Source organism: Mesorhizobium sp. M0848 (assembly GCF_040319805.1).
Classification (GTDB): domain Bacteria; phylum Pseudomonadota; class Alphaproteobacteria; order Rhizobiales; family Rhizobiaceae; genus Mesorhizobium.
On the sequence record NZ_JAMYOM010000024.1, the window covers coordinates 90,161 to 109,245 of the forward strand.

Here is a 19,085-nt window from a genome sequence, read left to right on the forward strand (position 1 = left end):
TGCGCGTACGGTCCGAAGCTGTCGCCTGCGGCGTAAAAAGAACCCGCCACCGTTTCGGGCAGCGGGCACGAGTGAGGACTCTTGATTGGTCCACGGCTGATTTCGCAGCCGCATATCCAATGGGTGAGGCGACTATCGTCCGCCATTTGACATGTTGCAAACGAATTGGAATGATGCCAGCAATCAAATTCCCTTATGGCGGATTTCATGCGGCCGACCCTCGACAGCGATCTCCTGCGCACCTTCGTGGCGATTGCCGAGACCGGCAATTTCACCAAGGCGGCGGAGCAGGCCGGCCGCACCCAGTCCGCGGTGTCGATGCAGATGAAGAAGCTCGAAGAGCTGATCGGCGCCAGCCTGTTCGAGCGCGGTTCGCGCGGCGTCGCGTTGACGCGGCGCGGCGGCGAACTCATCGTCAACGCCCGCCGCATTGTCTCGCTGCTCGACGAGACGTCGGCATCGATGGCGGCAGCGCCGCTTGGCGGGCCGGTCCGCATCGGCATTCCGGAGGAATATGGCCACGCCATCCTGTCGCGCGCGCTCGGCGCTTTTTCGAAGCGTCATACGCAGGTCGAGGTCACCGTGCGCTATGCCCATTCCGGGGCGCAGATGGCGGCGCTCGCTGCCGGCGAGCTCGATCTGTGCGTGGTGTTCGAATGGCAGGATCCTGCCGGCGGCGAAGTGCTGATGCAGGACCCGACCGTGTGGGTGACGTCGACCCTGCACCATATGCATGAGGAACAGCCGGTGCCGATCGCGCTCTACAACCGGGCCGGCTGGTGCAAGGACTTTGCCATCAAATCACTGGAGCAGCGCGATCTTGCCTATCGTGTCGCCTATACCAGCGACACCACCGGCGGCCTCAAGCTCGCCGTCACCTCCGGACTGGCGATCGCGCCGATTTCGCGCAGCAACATTCCGGACGGCTGTCGTGAACTGACCACGGCAGACGGATTCGGCGCCATCGATTCCTCGAACGTGGTGATGCACCGCAACCCGAATGCGTCAGGCGAGGCGATCGACGGCATGCAGGATGCTATCCGCGAAGCCTTCGTCAACAGGCTCAGTCAGCCGGCGGCATCCTCGTAGAAATGCAGCCTGTTGCCGAACGGATCGGCGACCGATATCTCGCGGGTCTTCCAAGGCGTCTCTTCCACGCCCGGCCTGGCGAAGCGGTAGTTTTTGCCGATCAGTTCGCCATGAAGAGCCGTGATGTCCTCGACCTCGATGCGCAGGGCGATGCCGGGTGCACCGTCGCCGTGATGTTCGCTGAGATGCAGAACACAGCCGTCGCGGCCGACCGCCATGTAAAGCGGCGCGTCGTCGGCGAAGCGATGTTCCCACTGCACCTCGAAGCCGAGGAAGCCGACGTAGAATTCACGTGCCTTGGCAATGTCGAAGATGCGCAGGATGGGTGTGACGGCGCCAAGTCTGGGCATGGTGGTGCAACCGTGCGAGAGGGTTTTCAGGTGGGATGGCGGACGGCAATCCCTTTGTTTTATAGCAATTCCGGACGGAAAACCGCTTCATAATTTTCGTGGAATTGCTCTATTTCAGCTCGAGCAGCCGTTCCAGATAGCTGCGTTCAATGTCAGGGCTGAGCGCATTGCCGAGCCGCTTGCGGATCGCTTCCAGTATCTGGCGGGCACGCTGCACGTCGATCTCGTCGGGCACCTTCACCGAATCGCCGAAGTCGGGACCCGTGCTGGCGCGTGGCCGGCCGAGCGGATCACGATCGGCGTTCTGCTGGCGGCCGCCTTCCTCGCCGCCGCCCTGGTCGCCTTGCATGGCCTGCATCTGCTTCATCATGTCCTTGGCGCCCTTGCGCAGCGCTTCCAGCGCCCGGCCCTGATGACCGACGGCCGCATCGCCTTCGCCCTCGCCGAGTGCCTGTTCGGCATTGCCCATGGACTTGCCGGCCTCGCCAAATCCTTCATTGGGCTCCATACCCATGCCTTCGAGGCCTTTCTTCAGCTGCTCGAGGTCGCTTTGCAGTTGGCCCTGGCCCTGCTGCAGCTGTTTCAGCGCATCGGCGAATTCCTGGGGTGTCATCGGCTTTTGCCGGGCGAGCGGATCGCGGTCTTCGCCGACGCCGGGTCTGTCCTCATCCTGGCCGCCTTCGCCGAGCTGTTCGTCACGGTTCTGCCCGCGCTGGCGCTCGCCGCGCTGCATCTGATCCATGCGGAAGGTGTCGTTCATCATCTCCTGCTGACGTCGCAGGATCTCGCCCAGCTTGTCCATCTGCTGGCGCATCTCGCTGTCCTGCTGGCCGCCTTGCTGCTGACGGCCGGCTTGCAGATTGTTCATCATGTCCTGCAGTTGCGACAGCAGTTGCTGGGCCTTGTCGCGATCACCGGACTTGGCCAGGTTTTCGATCTGGTCCATCATGCGATCGATGTCGCTCTGGCGTAGTTCCTGGCCGTTCTGCTGCATCTGCGGGGCGTTGGGATTCTGCTTGGCGCGCTCCGCGAATTCCTGCAGGAACTGGTTCATCGCCTCGCGCAGTTCCTTCATCGCCTTTTCGATTTCAGCGTCGCTGGCGCCATTCTTGATGGCGTCCTGCAGCGCCTGTTGCGCTTGGCGCAGCCGCTTTTCGGCGGCCGAAAGATTGCCTTCCTCGATGCCGAGCGCGATTTCCCAGAGATAGGAGACCTCGCTGCGCAATTGATCGTCGCTCTCGGCCATCTTCAGCCGGGTGCGGGCACTCATAATGGCGAGGTAGTGGGACATATTGTCGAACGTGTCTTCCGGCCGCAGCGTGATGGCGTCCATCAGGTCGAGCACGCGCGGCTTGGCGTTGGCGTCGAGCGCCAGCAGGCGGCGCTGTTCGATCACGGCGCGTGCCAGCGGATTGGCGAAAGGCCGCTCCGGCATCAGCAGCGTCTTGGTTTGGCTCGATGCGGTGTGCCCGGCATCGTCGGTGGCGACCAGCGTCAGCTTAATGCTGCTGCCGGCCCAGACATGCTCGGTCAGGTCCTTGGAGGTCCTGGCGGCGTTCGACTTGCCGCCGCGGCGCGGCAGCGTCAGCGGCATTTCAGGTGCACCGTACAGCGGACGCGCATTCGGCGCCTGCGGATCGGCGAGCGCGAACACCGCCTTGGCGGTGGCGGCGCCATAGTCGTCGTCGATTTGGTAGTTTAGCTCGAAGGCGCCATTGGCGGCGCGCTTGGGCTCGCCGACGAAGCGGATCTGCGGCGGCTTGTCCGATATGACCGCGAAGGCCCAGCGGCCGAGCTGTTCCTCGCCCGACGTCAGCGTCAGCGTGCCGTCGCCGGTCAGCTTGCTGGTGAACTGGCGCACCTTGGACGGCGTCGCCGGGCTTGCAGCCGGCTTGGCGGCGGTCTGCGGCGCAGCGGGGTCGATGACGCGGGCGTTGCCATTCTTGTCGGCATAGCCGAGCGTTTCCTCGCCCGAGCCGCCCGTCACGCGCAGCGAAACGTCGCTGCCTTCGGGAACCGTAAAGGTCGGGATCGCCTGGTTTGCGTCGGCGGTCAAGAAGATCGGCGGCTTGCCGGTATAGGCCGGTGGCGTCACCCATGCATCGATGCGCGGCGGCACGATATCGCGCGTCCCATGGGCATTGAAGCCGTCGCTGATCCTGCCGCCCGTCGGTCCGAAGGAGAAGGCGAAGGCGGTAACGAGCAAAAGGGCCGCCACCGCGCGCAGCCCCCAGGGGTCGCGCTCCGGCACGCGTGTGCGCGGCAGGTCGGCGCCAAGGTTGTCGAGCTTTCCAGCCATGCGCTTCTGGTGTTCGCGCCACAGCGCCTGCGAGAAGCTGCTTTCCCTGCCGCTGGGCCGGTCGGTCTGCACCAGCACCGGGCTGTGCAACAGTTGATTGGCGGCCTCGATGCGGCGGTCAATTTCGGCGGCGCCCGGCAGGCGGAAGAAGCGCAGCGGATAGAGCGCGGCCAGTGCCGCTATGGCAAAAGCAGCGATCAGGCCGATGCGCGCCATATCCGGCAGCCGGGAGAACAGCCCGAGCCAGGAGATGCTGAGGAACAGGCTGGCGACTATGACGAGCGGAAGCAGCAACGGCCAGCCGCGCTCGACCATCATCGAGACCCGCGTCGCCAGCCGGCTCATGGCCAGGCGCCCGGCGAGGCCGCGATCGCTGCTGAGGGTGGGTCGTTGCGTCATCGGCCCTTCCTTGAGCCTATTGCATCCCGAAAACCGGGATGCGGCCCTATCCCTTTGAGCATGATCTGTTCCGAAAGGGATTTCACTTTTCGGGATCATGCTGTGGAGCGGGCAGGATAGCCCGACGCCTCACGACTCAAAGAATACCAGCAAACACGGCAAAGGCGAGGCAGTTCGGAAAAACGTGAAGTGGCCGCTATCGTTCCATCCTGCATACCCTTCAGAAGTTGGTGGGCCCCTTTAGAAGGTAGCGGGGTCTGCATTCGCCCCGCAGACCAGTACGGCGACCCGTTCGCCCGCCGCCGGCGCATAGCGGCCGGACAGGACCGCGGCAAAGGCGGCCGCACGTCCCGGCTCGGAGATGATGCGAGCCCGGTTCCACAGCGCCTTCTGCGCGGCGATGATGTCGTCGTCACTGACCAGGATCGAGCGTTCGACAAAGGCCTCGGCGATCGGGAACATCATTTCGCCGACGCGCTTTGGCGCCAGCGAATCGGCGGCGATGCCCTCGGCCGGTGCGTCGACGGGGTGTCCGGCCTCGAAGGCGCGATGCAGCGTCGGCGCTCCTTCCGGCTCGACGGCGATGATGCGGATGCGGCCGGCAAACCAGGCAGCGATGCCGCCGATCAGGCCGCCGCCGCCGACAGCGACCAGCAGCGTGTCGATCTTAGGCAAATCGCTCTCGATTTCGAGCCCGAGCGTGCCTTGGCCGACGAGCGTTTCCTCCTGGTTGAAGGCATGAATCTGCAAGGCGCCGGTTTTCTCGGCGAAACGTTCGCTGGCCGCCAACGCCTCGGCATAGCGGGCGCCGCCGACGATCAGCTCGGCGCCGTAGCTGCGGATCCGTTCCAGCTTGGCCGCCGGGCTCACCTCGGGAACGAAGATGGTCGCCTTATGGCCCAGCCGCATGGCGGCATAGGCGACGGCCGCGCCATGGTTGCCGCCCGATGCCGCGACGACACCGGCGTCGGGAACCGGCCGCTCCAGGAGATTGGTGAAAGCGCCGCGCGCCTTGAACGAGCCGGAATGCTGCAGGCATTCGAGCTTCAGGTCGACGGCCAGCGGCGGCCGGTCGAAGTCGGCCATGTCGACGCGCAGCACCGGCGTGTGCCTGATATAGGGGCGGATGCGCGGTTCCATCGCGGCAATGCGCTCGCGTGTGACGGTGATGCCGTTCGTCATGATTCGCTCCCTGTGACGGGTAGGTGTGTTTCCGGCGCTTCTATGCAAGCCAGTCGGGCATGGAATCCAACCCAATCAGGTCGTCATAGGTCGGGCGTGGGCGCACGACGTGGAACCGGTCGCCGTCGACCAGCACCTCCGGCACCAGCAGGCGGGTGTTGTAGGTGCCGGCCTGCACCGCGCCATAGGCGCCCGCGGTGGAGACGGCAATCAGATCGCCGGCCTTCAGCCTGGGCAGATCGCGGTCCAGGCCGATATAGTCGCCGGTCTCGCAGACCGGGCCGACCACGTCGACCATCATGCGCGGCGTATCGGCCGGCGGCTGCACGACCGGACGAATGTCGTGGAAGGCATCGTAGAGCGTCGGCCGGATGAGATCGTTCATTGCGGCGTCGACGACGAGGAAGTTCTTGGCGTCGCCTTCCTTTACGAAGATCACTTCCGAGACGAGGATGCCGGCATTGCCTGATATCAGCCGGCCAGGCTCGAACATCACCTTCAGCCCGAGCTTGGTGACATGCTTCCTGACGATCTGGGCATAGGCGTCGGGCAGCGGCGGCGGGTTGTTGTCGATGCGGTAGGGAATGCCGAGCCCGCCGCCGACATCGATATGCTCGATGGCATGGCCGTCCGCCCGCAGCGCGCCGACGAGATCGACAAGCAGGGCGAAGGCATCGTCGAAGGGCTGCAGCTCGGTGATCTGGCTGCCGATATGGGTATCGATGCCGGTGATCCTGATGCCGGGAAGCTTTGCCGCGCGGGCATAAACCTGCCGCGCCCGCTGCCACGGGATGCCGAACTTGTTCTCGGCCTTGCCGGTGGAGATCTTCTTGTGGGTCTTGGCGTCGACGTCGGGATTGATGCGCAGCGAGATCGGCGCCACCTTGCCAAGGGCAGTGGCCCGCGCCGACAACAGCTCGAGTTCAGGCTCGGACTCGACGTTGAAGCAGAGGATGCCGGCGGCAAGGGCAAAGTCCATTTCGCGCGCGGTCTTGCCGACGCCCGAAAACAGGATCTTGCCGGCCGGAATGCCGGCGGCCAGCGCCCGGCGCAATTCACCTTCCGAAACCACGTCGGCGCCGGCGCCGAGCTTGGCCAGCGTCCGCAGGACGGCCTGGTTGGAATTGGCCTTCATGGCGTAGCAGACAAGCGTGTCGAGCCCGGCAAAGGACTGGGCAAACACTCGGTAGTGCCTGGTCAGGGTGGCCGTCGAATAGCAGTAGAATGGCGTGCCGATCTGTGCTGCGATATCTGGTATCGCCACGTCCTCGGCATGGAGCACGCCGTCGCGGTAGTCGAAATGGTTCACGAGAGTGGTTCCGGAAGTTGGGGCGCGATGAGATCGGGTTGGAAGGCCCGGCTCTCGTCGGCTCTAGATCAGCGGGTCGAGGATGAATTTCTTGTCCTTGACCGGTTTTTCCGGCTCCGGCGGCACGGGCTGGTGGGCCTTCGAGGCATCCTTGCGCGCCTGTACGGCCGCCTCATAGGGCGTGTCGAGAGCGCCCCTCCTGCCGCAGGCCGAAACGGCCGCGATCGCAACCAGCAGCGTCAGCGTCACCAAAATCCTGCTTCCGGTCATCGATCCATCCGTCCGAAACGTTTGTCAGCCGCCGCTTTTAGCCGAGTTCTCGGCGCATTGCACCCCGAGATATTGCCCGTCGCAATATCCGGGATATTACTGCTCGCAATATCCGGCATTACGCTTTCGCCAGCCGCTTTTTCCAGGCGCGGATCTGCTTCCTCACTTCCGACGGCGCGGTGCCGCCGAAACTGATGCGGCTCTTGACCGAGTTCTGCACCGCCAGCACCGAAAATATGTCGGCCGTTATGCCGGAATTGATCGACTGCAAATCCTCCAGTGAAAGCCTCTCCAGCCCCACCTTCTTGTCTTCGGCCAGCGCCACCGCCCGGCCGGTGACATGATGCGCTTCGCGGAACGGCAGGCCGAGCGTGCGCACCAGCCAGTCGGCAAGGTCGGTTGCTGTCGCGTGGCCGGAGCCGGCGGCCTTCTTCATCGCGGCAGCGTTGACCGTCATGTCCGAGACCATGCCGGTCATCGCCGCCAGCATCAGATCGAGCGTCTCGGCGGCGTCGAACACCGATTCCTTGTCTTCCTGCATGTCCTTGCCATAGGTCAAAGGCATGCCCTTCATCACCGTCAGCAGGCCGACCAGATGACCGGTGACGCGGCCGGTCTTGCCGCGCACCAGTTCGGCTGCATCGGGGTTCTTCTTCTGCGGCATGATCGATGAGCCGGTGGAAAACGAGTCCGACAGCCTGACAAAGCCGAATTGCGGCGTCGACCAGATGATGATCTCTTCAGCCAGCCGTGACAGATGCGTGGCGCAGATCGCGGCAAGAGCGAGGAACTCGAGCGCGAAATCGCGATCCGAGACGCTGTCCAGCGAATTGCGCATCGGCTCGCGGAAGCCGAGCGCCTTGGCGGTCCGGTGACGGTCGATCGGGAAGCTGGTGCCGGCGAGGGCTGCGGCACCGAGCGGGCTTTCGTCCATCCGTTCGATCGCATCGCGCGCGCGCGACAGGTCGCGAGAAAACATCTCGACATAGGCCATGCAATGATGGCCGAAGGTCACCGGCTGGGCCGCCTGCATATGGGTGAAGCCCGGCATCACGGTCGCCGCATGCTCCTCGGCCCGCTCCAGCAGCGCCTCGATCAACCCCTTCAACGCCCCGGCGACGCGAAAGCACTCCTCCTTGACCCACAGCCTCAGATCGACCGCGACCTGGTCGTTGCGCGAGCGTGCGGTGTGCAGGCGGCCGGCCGCCGGGCCAATCAGATCGGCAAGGCGCGCTTCGATGTTCATGTGGATGTCTTCGAGCCGTGGCGAGAACTCGAAGCTGCCGGCCTCGATCTCTTTCAGGATCGTGTTCAGCCCGTCTGCGATTTTTTCTTGGTCGGCCGCCGAAATAATGCCCGTTTGCGCCAGCATCTCGCTATGGGCGATCGAGCCTTTGATGTCCTGCGCATAAAGCTTGCGGTCGAAGGAGATAGACGCGTTGATCGCTTCCATGATCGCGGCCGGACCCGAGGCAAAACGTCCGCCCCACATCTGGTTGCTGGTTTTCTTGTCGCTCATGGCTATAACCCGTGCTTCGGAGCAGTTTTGAGAAAATGGCAGACGGTAGTAGATTCTTCCCGGCCCCGCGCCTGATCCTCGCCGCCTTGGTGGCGGGCGCGCTGGCGGGCGCGGTCGCGGTATATGTCAGCGAGAGCCGGTCTGGCAACAATGCACCGGCACAAGCTGCCGTGGATGAGAGCAAGGACGATGTCGGCTGCGCGGCCAAGAGCGACCGCGCCAAGAAAATCGCGGCGTCGGCCACCGGTGAGGTTGCGGCACTTTTGCCGGCCGATCCGCCACAATCCCTGAAGAGCCTTGCCTTCAATGGCCCGGACGGCAAGCCGATGACGCTTGCCGATCATGCCGGCAAGACGGTGCTGCTCAATCTGTGGGCGACATGGTGCGCGCCGTGCCGTGCCGAAATGCCGGCGCTCGATGCGCTGCAGAAGGAAAAGGGCAGCGACTCCTTTGAAGTGGTCGCCGTCAATGTCGATGCCGGCGACGATGTGAAGCCGAAGAAGTTCCTCAGCGATACCGGCGTCACGACGCTCGATTATTACCGGGATTCGACGATGGCGCTGTTCAACGACCTCAAGAAGCGCGGCCTGGCGCTAGGCCTTCCCGTTACCATGCTGATCGACGGCGAAGGCTGCCTGATCGCCCATATGAACGGCCCGGCCGAATGGTCGGGGCCGGACGCCAGGCGGCTGATCGAGACGGCACTCAAGCCCGAGAGTTTTTAAGCCCTATTGAGGACAGGCGCGGGTGCGAAGGCCAGAACGCTTCTGTCGCGCAAGGTGGCGGGTTTGCTGCCGACAGCGGGTGCGACGACACCGGTCAGCTCGCCGAATTCCTCGATGAGAGCTGGCCTGCCGATGTAATAGCCCTGGCCGATCTCGCAGGCTTCGGCGTCCAGGAATTTCAGTTCGCCGAGCGTCTCGACACCTTCCGCCAGAACCGGCAGGCCGAGACCGCGTCCAAGTCCCAGGACGGCGCGCACGATCGCCGCGACCTGGCCGTTCTTGTCGACGGACTTGATGAAGGAGCCATCGATCTTGATCTTGTCGAAGGGGAAGGCGCGAAGGTTGGAGAGCGAGGAATAGCCTGTTCCAAAATCGTCCATGGCGACCCGCACGCCCAGCGCCTTGACCTGCCGCAAGGTGGCCAGTGCCCGCGGCATGTCCTTAACAAGCGCCGTCTCGGTGATCTCAAGCTCGAGCCTGCCGGGCGCCAGGCCGGAATTCAGCAAGGTTTCGTGGACCTTGCGGCTGAAATTCGTGTTGTGGAGCTGCACCGCCGAAACGTTGACGGCCACCGTCAGCGGATTTTCCCAGCGGGCGGCTTCCTCGCAGGCGGCCGTCAGCACCCATTCGCCAATCTGGCCAATGGCGCCGCTGTCTTCGGCGATCGGGATGAATATGCTCGGCGACACGTCGCCGCGCGTCGGATGCCGCCACCGGACCAGCGCTTCGAAACCGACCATCTTTCCGCTGCTGATCTCTTTCTGCGGCTGGTAGACGAGGTAGAACTCCTGGCGTGCGACCGCCTGGCGCAGCTCGTGCTCCATCACGCGCTTGTCGCGGGCCTCGGCCCCCATCGAAGCTTCGAAATAACGGTAGGTGTCCTTGCCTTCGGTCTTGGCCCGGTAGAGTGCCGTATCGGCGTGGCTTATCAGGCTGGCCTGGTTCTCGGCATCCGATGGATACAGCGCTATGCCGATGCTGGCCGACACAAGGCCGCCGCCGACAGAAAGCCGGTTTTCCTCGCGCATGGCGGTCAGCACCGCGTCGGCGATACGGCCCGCCTCCAACGGGTCGGTCAGGTTCGGCGCGATGATGGCGAACTCATCGCCGCCCAGTCGCGCCACCATCTGTCCTTGGCGAAGAATGCCGGTAACGCAATGCGCAACCTTCTGCAGCATGGCGTCGCCCGCGCCGTGCCCATACAGGTCGTTGACCTCCTTGAACCGGTCGAGATCGAGCAGCAGAAGCGCAAGCTGGCCGCCTTTCCTGGTCCGGCCCATCGCAGCAATTTCCGTCTCCAGCCGGCCGGAAAAGCTGCGGCGATTGGCCAGTCCGGTCAATGGATCGAAATGGGCAAGCCGCAGGATCTCCTGTTCCGCCTTCTTGCGCTCGCGAATGTCGCGGACCGCGACCACGTTGTGCGGTTTGCCACAGTAGTCGATGCTCCTGGCGATCAGCTCGACAGGAATGCTCGTGCCATCGCGGCCGCTCAATTCGGCCTCCTGCGGCTGTTCGCCGAAGCCTGACATGTCGGATCCGAAGAGATCGCCAAGCTGCATTCCGTTCAGCGTCGCTGTTGCGATGCCCGTCAATGTCGCCATGCTGTCATTGGCACTGATGATGCGGTTGCCGTCGCAGACGATCAGCCCCTCCACGGCGGCATTGGCCAGGCCGTGCATGCGGTCGACCTCGAGCTTCTGGCGACGGAAGCGCAGATCGATATACAGCGCCGATGCCGACAGGACCAGAATCACCAATGTGGCGGCGGCGGCGGCGAAAGCCTGCGAGGTCGGCTCGATCGTGTATTCGGATATGACGATCGAGGGATCGGGGAAGATCGAGACGGCACCCATGCCGATGAAATGCAGGGTGCAGATTGCCAGCGTCAGCAGCACCGCGCCGCCGGATGTCGCCTTCAGGGAGGGGCGGCGCTGCACGACACGCAGCGCCAGCGCCGCGAGCGTTACGCCGGCCAGAAGGGAAACGGCGACAAGCAACAGGTTCCACTCGATGCGGCCCTGAACCTCGAACGCCGCCATACCAATGTAGTGCATGGCCGCGATACCGCCGCCCAGCACGGCGCCGCCGACGAGATGATAATCGAACTCATTCCGCAAGGTGGCGATCCACATGCCGGCTGCCGTCAGAGTGACCGAAGCAGCGAGCGAAAGCACGGAGAGTGCGGGATCGTAAGCACTGGGTATGCCCGGTGTGAATGCGAGCATGGCGATGAAGTGCGTTGCCCAGATGCCGAAGCCGGTCGAAGTGGCCGCGATCATCAGCCAGGCAAGCCGGTTCCGATCGGTGGAGCGGCTTATGTGATGAAGCAGGTTGACGGCAGAGAAACAGGAAATTCCGCAGATCAGCGCGGCAAGTGCGACCAGTCTCAGATCGTGTTCGTTGACGATACAATTGTAGACCGTCAGCATTTTATTTCACCTGATCTTTGGAAATAAACAGGGCAGCAGGATTGAGTAGCGCGTTGCCGTTGAGGGATCGATAAAGTCGCCTGCAACCTTGGCGTGTCTCTTCGGGTTGCGGCGGCTGCAATCAGGGCTGACACGCCGAAGCCAGCTTGGCAGTTCCGATGGTAGTTCCTGGTGCGCTTGTCGTCGCGCTAAGCCGGCTAACCGTGTGGCTTTCCATGTCTCAAAGCGGAGGCGAGGGTGGCGTGAGGTAAAGGGTGAAGTTCGTCGATCTGCAACAAAACCGTTGTCTGATTGTCACGAGCGACACATATTGCCTTTGCGGGAGTGCCCCTTTCGCCAATGACAAACGGGAGATGAAACATGAAGTCCTTCGGCTTCGCGGCCGGTGTTGCCGCCACCTTTATGCTGCTTTCCTCAACCTCCGCTTTTGCTGTCACGCAGATCAGTTGGTGGCACGCCATGACTGGCGCCAATGCCGAAGTTGTCGACAAGATCTCCAAAGATTTCAATGCCAGCCAGAGCGACTATGAACTCGTTCCGGTGTTCAAAGGCACGTATCCCGAGACGCTGAATGCCGGCATCGCCGCCTACCGCGCGGGCCAGGCGCCCGATATCATGCAGGTGTTCGACGTCGGCACCGGCGTGATGATGGCAGCCGAAGGCGCAATCAAGCCGGCAGCCGATGTGTTGACCAGCGCTGGAATGACCTTCGACAAGAGCCAGTATCTGCCAGGCATAGTCGGCTATTATTCGAAGCCGGACGGCACCATGCTCTCCTTCCCCTACAACTCCTCCTCGCCGATCCTTTATTACAACAAGGATATCTTCAAGAAGGCTGGTCTCGACGTCGACAGCCCACCCAAGACCTGGAATGAGGTGTGGGAAGACGCCAAGAAGATCAAGGCGAGCGGCGCGGCCGCCTGCGGCTACACCTCGACCTGGCTGACCTGGATCCATCTGGAGAATTTCGCGGCCTGGAATGACGTGTCATGGGCCACCCAGCAGAACGGTCTGGCCGGCGGCGATGTCGAGCTCAAGATCAATGCGCCGATTTTCGTCAACCATTTCCAAGCGCTCGCGGACCTCGCCAAGGACGGCACCTTCAAATATGGCGGCCGCACCTCGGAAGCCAAGCAGATATTCCTTGCGGGCGAATGCGGGATCATGACCGAATCCTCCGGCGGACTTGGCGATATCGTCAAGTCCGGCATGAATTACGGCATCGGCCAATTGCCCTATGACAGCGACGCCAAGGGCGCGCCGCAGAACACGACGCCGGGTGGCGCCAGCCTGTGGGTTTTCGCTGATAAATCCGACGAGGAATACAAGGGCGTCGCGGCCTTCTTCGCCTACCTGTCGAAGACCGAGGTGCAAGAATACCTGCACCAGAAGTCGGGTTATCTGCCGGTGACGCTGGCGGCTTATGAAGCGACCAAGAAGTCCGGTTTCTATGACAAGAACGTCGGTCGCGAGACCCCGATCCTGCAGATGACGGGTAAGGCGCCGACCGACAATTCCAAGGGCGTACGTCTGCCGAACCTGCCGCAGGTGCGCGATATCCAGAACGAGGAGTTCGAGAAGATGCTCGCCGGCCAGCAAACCGCGCAGCAGGCGCTCGACAACGCGGTTACGCGTGGCAATGCGGCGATCAAGGAAGCGCTGGGGAATTAGAGCGAGCGCAGGTCCTTGCTCTACGGCGCACCCACCTGTCCTGCCAGGCGTCTCCCCTCGGCGAGGGGAGTTTTGCCGTCCCTTGCGATTTCGCCAATGGTCGATGATGCCAACGCCGAAACGCTCGTCAAAGCCATCTTGGCGAAGAGGGGTGCCACATCGTGCCGCCCGCCCCATCACCTCGGAGTGGCTCCATGACCCCTCGCGTCGTGTTTCCCAACAAGATCCTTCCCTACCTGCTGGTGGCGCCGCAACTGGCCATCACGCTCGTGTTTTTCTACTGGCCGGCCGGTCAGGCGTTCTACCAATCCATGCTCAGGCAGGACCCGTTCGGACTGAGGACCAAGTTCGTCTGGTTCGCCAATTTCAGGAAAGTGCTTGCCGATCCGGCCTACCTGAACTCGATCAAGGTCACGGTGGTGTTTTCCCTTGCGACCGCTATCGTCGCCATGTGCGTGGCGCTCCTGCTTGCGGTCATGGCAGAGAAGGTGGTGCGCGGCAAAGGTCTTTACCGCACGCTCCTGATCTGGCCCTACGCAGTGGCGCCGGCGATCGCCGGTATGCTGTGGCTGTTCCTCTTCAACCCGTCGATCGGGTCGCTGGCCTACATGCTGAGGAGTCTCGGCATCGCCTGGGATCCACTGCTCAACGGCACCCACGCCATGATCCTGCTGGTGTCCGCCGCTGCCTGGAAGCAGATCAGCTACAATTTCCTGTTCTTCGTCGCCGGCCTGCAGGCGGTGCCGAAAGCCTTGATCGAGGCGGCGGCCATGGACGGCGCCGGCGAGACCAAGCGATTCTGGACCATCGTCTTCCCGCTGCTTGCGCCGACGACCTTCTTCCTGCTGGTCGTCAACACCGTCTATGCCCTGTTCGACACCTTCGGCATCGTCCATGCCGTCACCGGGGGCGGTCCGGGCAAGACGACTGAGACGCTGGTCTACAAGGTCTACAATGACGGCTTCGTCAATCTGATCCTCGGTGACTCGGCGGCGCAGTCGGTCATCCTGATGGTCATCGTCATCTCGCTCACGGCCATCCAGTTCCGCTACGTGGAACGCAAAGTCCATTACGGCTGAGGGCGAGCGATGATCGGCCAGTCACCGCTCCGCACCGTCATCGCCCACGTCGTGCTGATCCTCGGCATACTGATCGTCGCCTTCCCGATCTACTACACATTCGTTGCCTCGACGCAGACGCTGCAAACGATCCTCAGGCCGCCATTGCCGCTCCTGCCCGGCGATCAGTTCTGGAACAATTACGCCGAAGCGCTGTTCGGCGGTGTCGGTCGCATCGGCGGCGTCAGCGTCGGTCGATTGCTGCTCAACACCACGGTCATGGCGCTCGGCATCGCGGTGGGGAAGATTTTCATCTCGATCCTGTCGGCCTATGCGATCGTGTTCTTCCGTTTTCCGCTGCGGATGGTCTTCTTCTGGCTGATCTTCATCACCCTGATGCTTCCCGTCGAGGTGCGCATCCTGCCGACCTACAAGGTGATGGTCGATCTCGGCATGATCGACACCTATGCCGGCTTGATCATCCCGCTGATCGCCTCGGCCACCGCCACATTGCTGTTTCGACAGTTTTTCATGACCATTCCAGGTGAGCTGGTGGAGGCGGCGCGTGTCGACGGTGCGGGGCCGTGGCGCTTCTTCTTCGATATCCTGTTGCCCTTGTCGCGGACAAATATCGCGGCGCTGTTCGTCATCCTCTTCATTTATGGCTGGACGCAGTATCTGTGGCCGCTGCTCGTCACCAACAGCAGCAACATGAACACGATCGTCATCGCGCTCAGAAAGATGGTCTCCTTCGCCGATGCCGATACGCAATGGCACCTGGTGATGGTCACAGCGATGCTGGCCATCGTGCCGCCGATCCTGGTCGTGGTGCTGATGCAACGCTGGTTCGTTCGCGGCCTGGTTGATTCCGAAAAGTGAGAAGCTGATGGCGACCGTCGATCTGAAGGATGTGAAGAAGGTCTACCCCAGCGGTTTCGAGGCCGTGAAGGGCGTTTCAATCGCAGTTCCCGACAGGCAGCTTTGCGTGCTGGTCGGCCCATCGGGCTGCGGTAAGTCCACGCTGCTCAGAATGATCGCCGGGCTCGAAACCATCTCCTCGGGAACAGTTGCGATCGACGGCAAGATCGTAAACTCAGTCGGTCCGACCGAGCGTGACATCGCCATGGTGTTCCAGAACTACGCGCTCTATCCGCATATGAAAGTCTACGACAACATGGCCTATGGGCTGCGCAACCGCGGCACGCCGAAAAACGAGATCGACAGCCGGGTTCGCGCGACGGCGAAAATACTCGAACTTTCGGCGCTGCTCGACCGCCGCCCGCGGGAGCTTTCTGGCGGCCAGCGCCAGCGTGTCGCCATGGGTCGTGCCATTGTGCGCAACCCGAGGGTTTTCCTGTTCGACGAGCCGCTCTCCAATCTCGATGCCAAATTGCGTGGCCAGATGCGCGTCGAGATAAAGAACCTGCAACGCTCGCTTGGCGTCACGTCGGTCTATGTCACGCATGACCAGCTCGAGGCGATGACGTTGGCCGACATTCTCGTCGTCATGAATGCCGGACTGGTCGAGCAAATGGGGGCGCCGCTCGACGTCTACGAAAGACCGGCCTCGACCTTCGTCGCTTCCTTCATTGGCGCGCCGCCGATGAATCTCCTGGCACTGACCGAAGGCGCCTCGGGCGTGGTGCTCGCAGACGGCACGGCGATCGCTTTCGCACCTCGGGAGGCAAGAGCTGCGACCCTCGGTTTTCGGCCCGAGAATGCCGACGTCACCTTCAATGCGGAGGCGCCGTCCGGCGCGCTCGTCCTGCCGGCGCTGGTCGAGGCAGTCGAACCGGTAGGCGCTGAAAGTTTCCTTCACTGTGCGGCAGGCGGCAACCGCATCGTCGTGCGTGTCGCGGGTCGCGCCACCGCCACGGTTGGCAACCAATTGCGCGTGGTTGCCAAGGCAGAAAAGCTGCACTGGTTCGATCAGGCAGGAAAGCGCGTCGGTTAACCGCATACGGCGTTCAGGCGAAGACATGCGCCTTTCCCGATACGGTCAGCCGGACGATCTCGCCGACCGCCGGCGCGTCCATGCCCGGTTTGCGCAGGACCAGCGGCGTGTTGCCGATCGCTGCCGCATCGGGCGGATCGGCATTGTTCAAGAGCCGCACCGCGACCGTGCACATCGAGCCGGCGAATTCAGATTCCGTCACTTCGCCGAACAGCATGTCCGAGGTGCCGGACATGCCCTCGCGCGACGTTCTCTTCAGCGCGATCTGCTCCGGGCGAAGCATGATGCGGGCGATGTCGCGGCTGTCATTGGTGTCGACCGCGATACGGCCGAGCGGCGAGTTGGCGAATCCATTCGATATCTTGGCCGGCAGGATGATGGCGTCACCGAGGAATTCGGCGATCATCCTGTCCTTCGGCTTGAGATAGAGCTCGCGCGGCGTGCCGATTTGCGAGAACTTGCCGTCGCGCATCACCGCGACCTGGCTGGCAAAGGACAGCGCCTCGGCCTGGTCGTGCGTCACCAGGATGGTGGTGATGCCGGCGGCTTCCAGCAGCTCGGCTACCGCCTTGCGCATCGAGGCGCGCAGGCCGGTATCGAGCGCCGAGAACGGCTCGTCGAGAAGCATCAGCCTGGGCTTCATCGCCATGGCGCGGGCGAGCGCCACGCGCTGCTGCTGGCCGCCGGAGAGCTCGTGCGGGCGGCGTTTGAGGATCGCCTTGTCGAGCCCGACGATATAGGCGAGCTCGATGATGCGCTCAGCGCGCTTGTCCTCGCCGCGGCCCATGCCGAAACCGATATTGTCGCCAATGGTCAGATGCGGAAACAGGGCACCATCCTGCGCCACCACGCCGATGCCTCGCCGATATGCCGGCACCGCAGCGCCGCCATTGGCCAATATCGTACCGTCGAGCGTGATGTGCCCCTGGTCCGGCGCCTCGAAGCCGGCAATCAGCCGCAGCAGGGTCGTCTTGCCGCAGCCGGAAGGACCGACAATCGCCGTGCGGCTGCCGCTGGCGACGTTCAGGTCGACGCCGGCAAGGGCGGCCACCGGGCCGTACTGCTTGTGCAAGCCGCCGATTTCGAGAAAGCTCATCGTCCGGCCATCCGTTTCGACTGGACATAGAGCAGCCAGGTCAAGGGCAGCGACATCGCCACCATGATGAAGGCGTAAGGTGCCGCGGAGGCATAATCAATCTCACCGCTGTAGGACCAGAACGCCATCGCCAGCGTGCGGGTACCGTTGGGCGCCAGCATCTGGGTGGCGGTCAGTTCGTTCATGATGCCGAGCGCCACCAGCGCCATGCCGGCCGCGGCACCAGGCGCCGACAGGCGGATCGTCGTCGACCACAGCGCCTGCAGCGGCGGCCGGCCGAGGCTGGAAGCGGCGCGTTCGAGTTCGACCGGCGCCTGCGCGATCGACGCCCGCAGGCTGACCAGCGCGCGCGGCAGGAACATCAGCGCATAGGCCACCAGGATCGTGAACAGGGTCTGGTAGAGCGGCAGCGCGATGCGCACCGTGATGGTGACCAGCGCCAGTGCAATGACAACCCCCGGCAACGAGCCGACAATGTAGTTGCAGCCCTCCAGCATGCGCTGCAATGGCCCCGGGGCGCGGATCGAGATCCAGGCCATCGGCATGGCGGCGACCGTGGCCAGCAAGGCGCCGGCGAGCGCCAGGAACAGCGTCTGCCCAAGCGCCAGGCCGATCTCGTCCAGGCGCCAGACAGCGGCGCCGCCGGCGGCAAGCCAGCCGCCGATGGTGACGAACGGCACGCCGAGCGCCAAAAGCGTGGTGACGACAAGCAAGAGCAGGCTCGGGATGGTGGCGCGTCCGAGGCTCGTGCGCTGCTGATGGCGCGCCGCACCTGAGCCGACGCGGGCATAGCGCTCCTCGCCGCGCACCAGCACTTCGAGGCCGAGCAGCACGAAGCAGCAGCTGACCAGCACGCCGGCCAGCATGTTGGCGGCCGGTCCGTTGAAGGTCGACTGGAACTGGTCGACGATCGCCGTGGTGAAGGTGTCGAAGCGGATGAAGACATAGAGGCCGTACTCGGCCAGCAGATGCAGGCCGACCAGCAGCGAGCCGCCGCAGATGGCGAGCCGCAATTGCGGCAGCACGACCCGCCAGAACACGCGTCGGGGTCCAAGGCCGAGTGCGGCGGCGGCGTCCTCGAGGGCGGGATCGAGACGGCGCAATGCCGCCGACACCGGCAGATACAGGAACGGGAAATAGGCGATCACGGAAACCAGCACGCCGGCCCACAAGCCGTGCAGTCCCGGCACCATGGTGACCCAGGCATAGCTGTGCACGAAGGCCGGGATGGCGAGCGGCGCCACGCACAGCCAGGCCCAGAGCCGGGCGCCCGGCAGGTCGCTGCGCTCGGTCAGCCAGGCCAGCGCAACCGACAGCACGATGGTGATCGGCACGGAGAGCGCGACCAGCAGGACAGTGTTGACCAGAAGCTCGCCGACACGCGGCCGGAAGACCAGCGCCGAGACGGTTTCCCAGCCGGTCTGCACCGCGATCCAGATGATGAAGGCGAGCGGCACCAGCGCCAGCAGCGCAACGAAGATGGCGGCGAGGACCAGCCAAAGCGGTGCGCGTCGCCGGGCCCTTCGGCCTGTGCCCGAAGGCAGGCCCGAACGCGCAAGATCGACCGCGGACTGCATCAGGTCAGACGCCGTGCCGCTGCCGTCCAGCGGCAGCAATTGAAAGACCGCGATCACGGTCGGGAACACAGCGTGTCGTCATCGACGAATGCCATCTCGAAAAACAAAATCACTCCCGCGGAAGGCGAATTCCCGCGGGAGCGTGGTCGGGTGTCCTT

At 63.5% G+C, this 19,085-nt stretch carries 15 protein-coding genes; 6 read left to right on the forward strand and 9 right to left on the reverse strand.

Translation table 11 applies throughout. The annotated features are described in order from the left end of the window. Positions 1-207 precede the first annotated feature (207 nt). Positions 208-1,089, forward strand: coding sequence for a LysR family transcriptional regulator (locus NKH95_RS25215; protein ID WP_023811107.1), 882 nt, complete (start codon positions 208-210; stop codon positions 1,087-1,089). Here NKH95_RS25215 and NKH95_RS25220 read toward each other — a convergent pair. The 6 genes from NKH95_RS25220 to argH form a co-directional block, all read right to left on the reverse strand. After that, positions 1,068-1,439, reverse strand: a complete 372-nt coding sequence (locus NKH95_RS25220) for a glyoxalase superfamily protein (protein ID WP_023811108.1) — start codon at positions 1,437-1,439, stop codon at positions 1,068-1,070. The two genes, NKH95_RS25215 and NKH95_RS25220, sit on opposite strands and share 22 nt — an antisense overlap. A gap of 109 nt (positions 1,440-1,548) precedes the next feature. Continuing rightward, positions 1,549-4,137: a TIGR02302 family protein gene (locus NKH95_RS25225; protein WP_352893591.1), complete on the reverse strand. Its 2,589-nt coding sequence runs from the start codon at positions 4,135-4,137 to the stop codon at positions 1,549-1,551. Between the two features lie 240 nt (positions 4,138-4,377). Continuing rightward, positions 4,378-5,319 (reverse strand): threonine/serine dehydratase, encoded by a 942-nt coding sequence (locus tag NKH95_RS25230; RefSeq protein ID WP_352893593.1) that lies wholly within the window; start codon positions 5,317-5,319, stop codon positions 4,378-4,380. 40 nt (positions 5,320-5,359) lie between these two features. Beyond that, a complete protein-coding gene (gene lysA / locus NKH95_RS25235) occupies positions 5,360-6,628 on the reverse strand; it encodes a diaminopimelate decarboxylase (RefSeq protein ID WP_352441727.1) in 1,269 nt (422 codons plus the stop codon). A 63-nt stretch (positions 6,629-6,691) separates the two neighbouring features. Then, positions 6,692-6,898 (reverse strand): LPS translocon maturation chaperone LptM, encoded by a 207-nt coding sequence (gene lptM / locus NKH95_RS25240; protein ID WP_023811112.1) that lies wholly within the window; start codon positions 6,896-6,898, stop codon positions 6,692-6,694. Positions 6,899-7,016: 118 nt separating this feature from the next. Further along, the gene (gene argH, locus NKH95_RS25245) at positions 7,017-8,417 is read right to left on the reverse strand and encodes an argininosuccinate lyase (RefSeq protein ID WP_352441726.1); all 1,401 of its coding nucleotides are present in this window, start codon (positions 8,415-8,417) and stop codon (positions 7,017-7,019) included. 35 nt (positions 8,418-8,452) lie between these two features. On the opposite strand from argH, the gene tlpA reads away from it, so the two are divergent. Continuing rightward, positions 8,453-9,142, forward strand: a complete 690-nt coding sequence (gene tlpA, locus NKH95_RS25250; protein WP_352441725.1) for a thiol:disulfide interchange protein TlpA — start codon at positions 8,453-8,455, stop codon at positions 9,140-9,142. On the opposite strand, the gene NKH95_RS25255 is transcribed toward tlpA, so the two are convergent. Then, positions 9,139-11,571 (reverse strand): EAL domain-containing protein, encoded by a 2,433-nt coding sequence (locus NKH95_RS25255; protein ID WP_352441724.1) that lies wholly within the window; start codon positions 11,569-11,571, stop codon positions 9,139-9,141. The two genes, tlpA and NKH95_RS25255, sit on opposite strands and share 4 nt — an antisense overlap. A gap of 360 nt (positions 11,572-11,931) precedes the next feature. Between NKH95_RS25255 and ugpB the strand changes: the two genes are divergently transcribed. The 4 genes from ugpB to NKH95_RS25275 all read left to right on the forward strand — a co-directional run bounded on the left by ugpB (position 11,932) and on the right by NKH95_RS25275 (position 16,254). Beyond that, positions 11,932-13,242, forward strand: coding sequence for a sn-glycerol-3-phosphate ABC transporter substrate-binding protein UgpB (gene ugpB, locus NKH95_RS25260; RefSeq protein ID WP_023811116.1), 1,311 nt, complete (start codon positions 11,932-11,934; stop codon positions 13,240-13,242). 194 nt (positions 13,243-13,436) lie between these two features. Beyond that, a complete protein-coding gene (gene ugpA, locus NKH95_RS25265; RefSeq protein WP_352441723.1) occupies positions 13,437-14,321 on the forward strand; it encodes a sn-glycerol-3-phosphate ABC transporter permease UgpA in 885 nt (294 codons plus the stop codon). 9 nt (positions 14,322-14,330) lie between these two features. Then, a complete protein-coding gene (gene ugpE, locus NKH95_RS25270; RefSeq protein ID WP_352893596.1) occupies positions 14,331-15,179 on the forward strand; it encodes a sn-glycerol-3-phosphate ABC transporter permease UgpE in 849 nt (282 codons plus the stop codon). Between the two features lie 7 nt (positions 15,180-15,186). After that, a complete protein-coding gene (locus NKH95_RS25275; protein ID WP_352893598.1) occupies positions 15,187-16,254 on the forward strand; it encodes a sn-glycerol-3-phosphate import ATP-binding protein UgpC in 1,068 nt (355 codons plus the stop codon). Positions 16,255-16,267: 13 nt separating this feature from the next. On the opposite strand, the gene NKH95_RS25280 is transcribed toward NKH95_RS25275, so the two are convergent. Next, positions 16,268-17,350, reverse strand: coding sequence for an ABC transporter ATP-binding protein (locus NKH95_RS25280; RefSeq protein WP_352893600.1), 1,083 nt, complete (start codon positions 17,348-17,350; stop codon positions 16,268-16,270). Then, the gene (locus tag NKH95_RS25285; RefSeq protein ID WP_352893619.1) at positions 17,347-18,927 is read right to left on the reverse strand and encodes an ABC transporter permease; all 1,581 of its coding nucleotides are present in this window, start codon (positions 18,925-18,927) and stop codon (positions 17,347-17,349) included. Before NKH95_RS25285 ends, NKH95_RS25280 begins: the two co-directional genes overlap by 4 nt. Between the last annotated feature and the right edge of the window lie 158 nt (positions 18,928-19,085).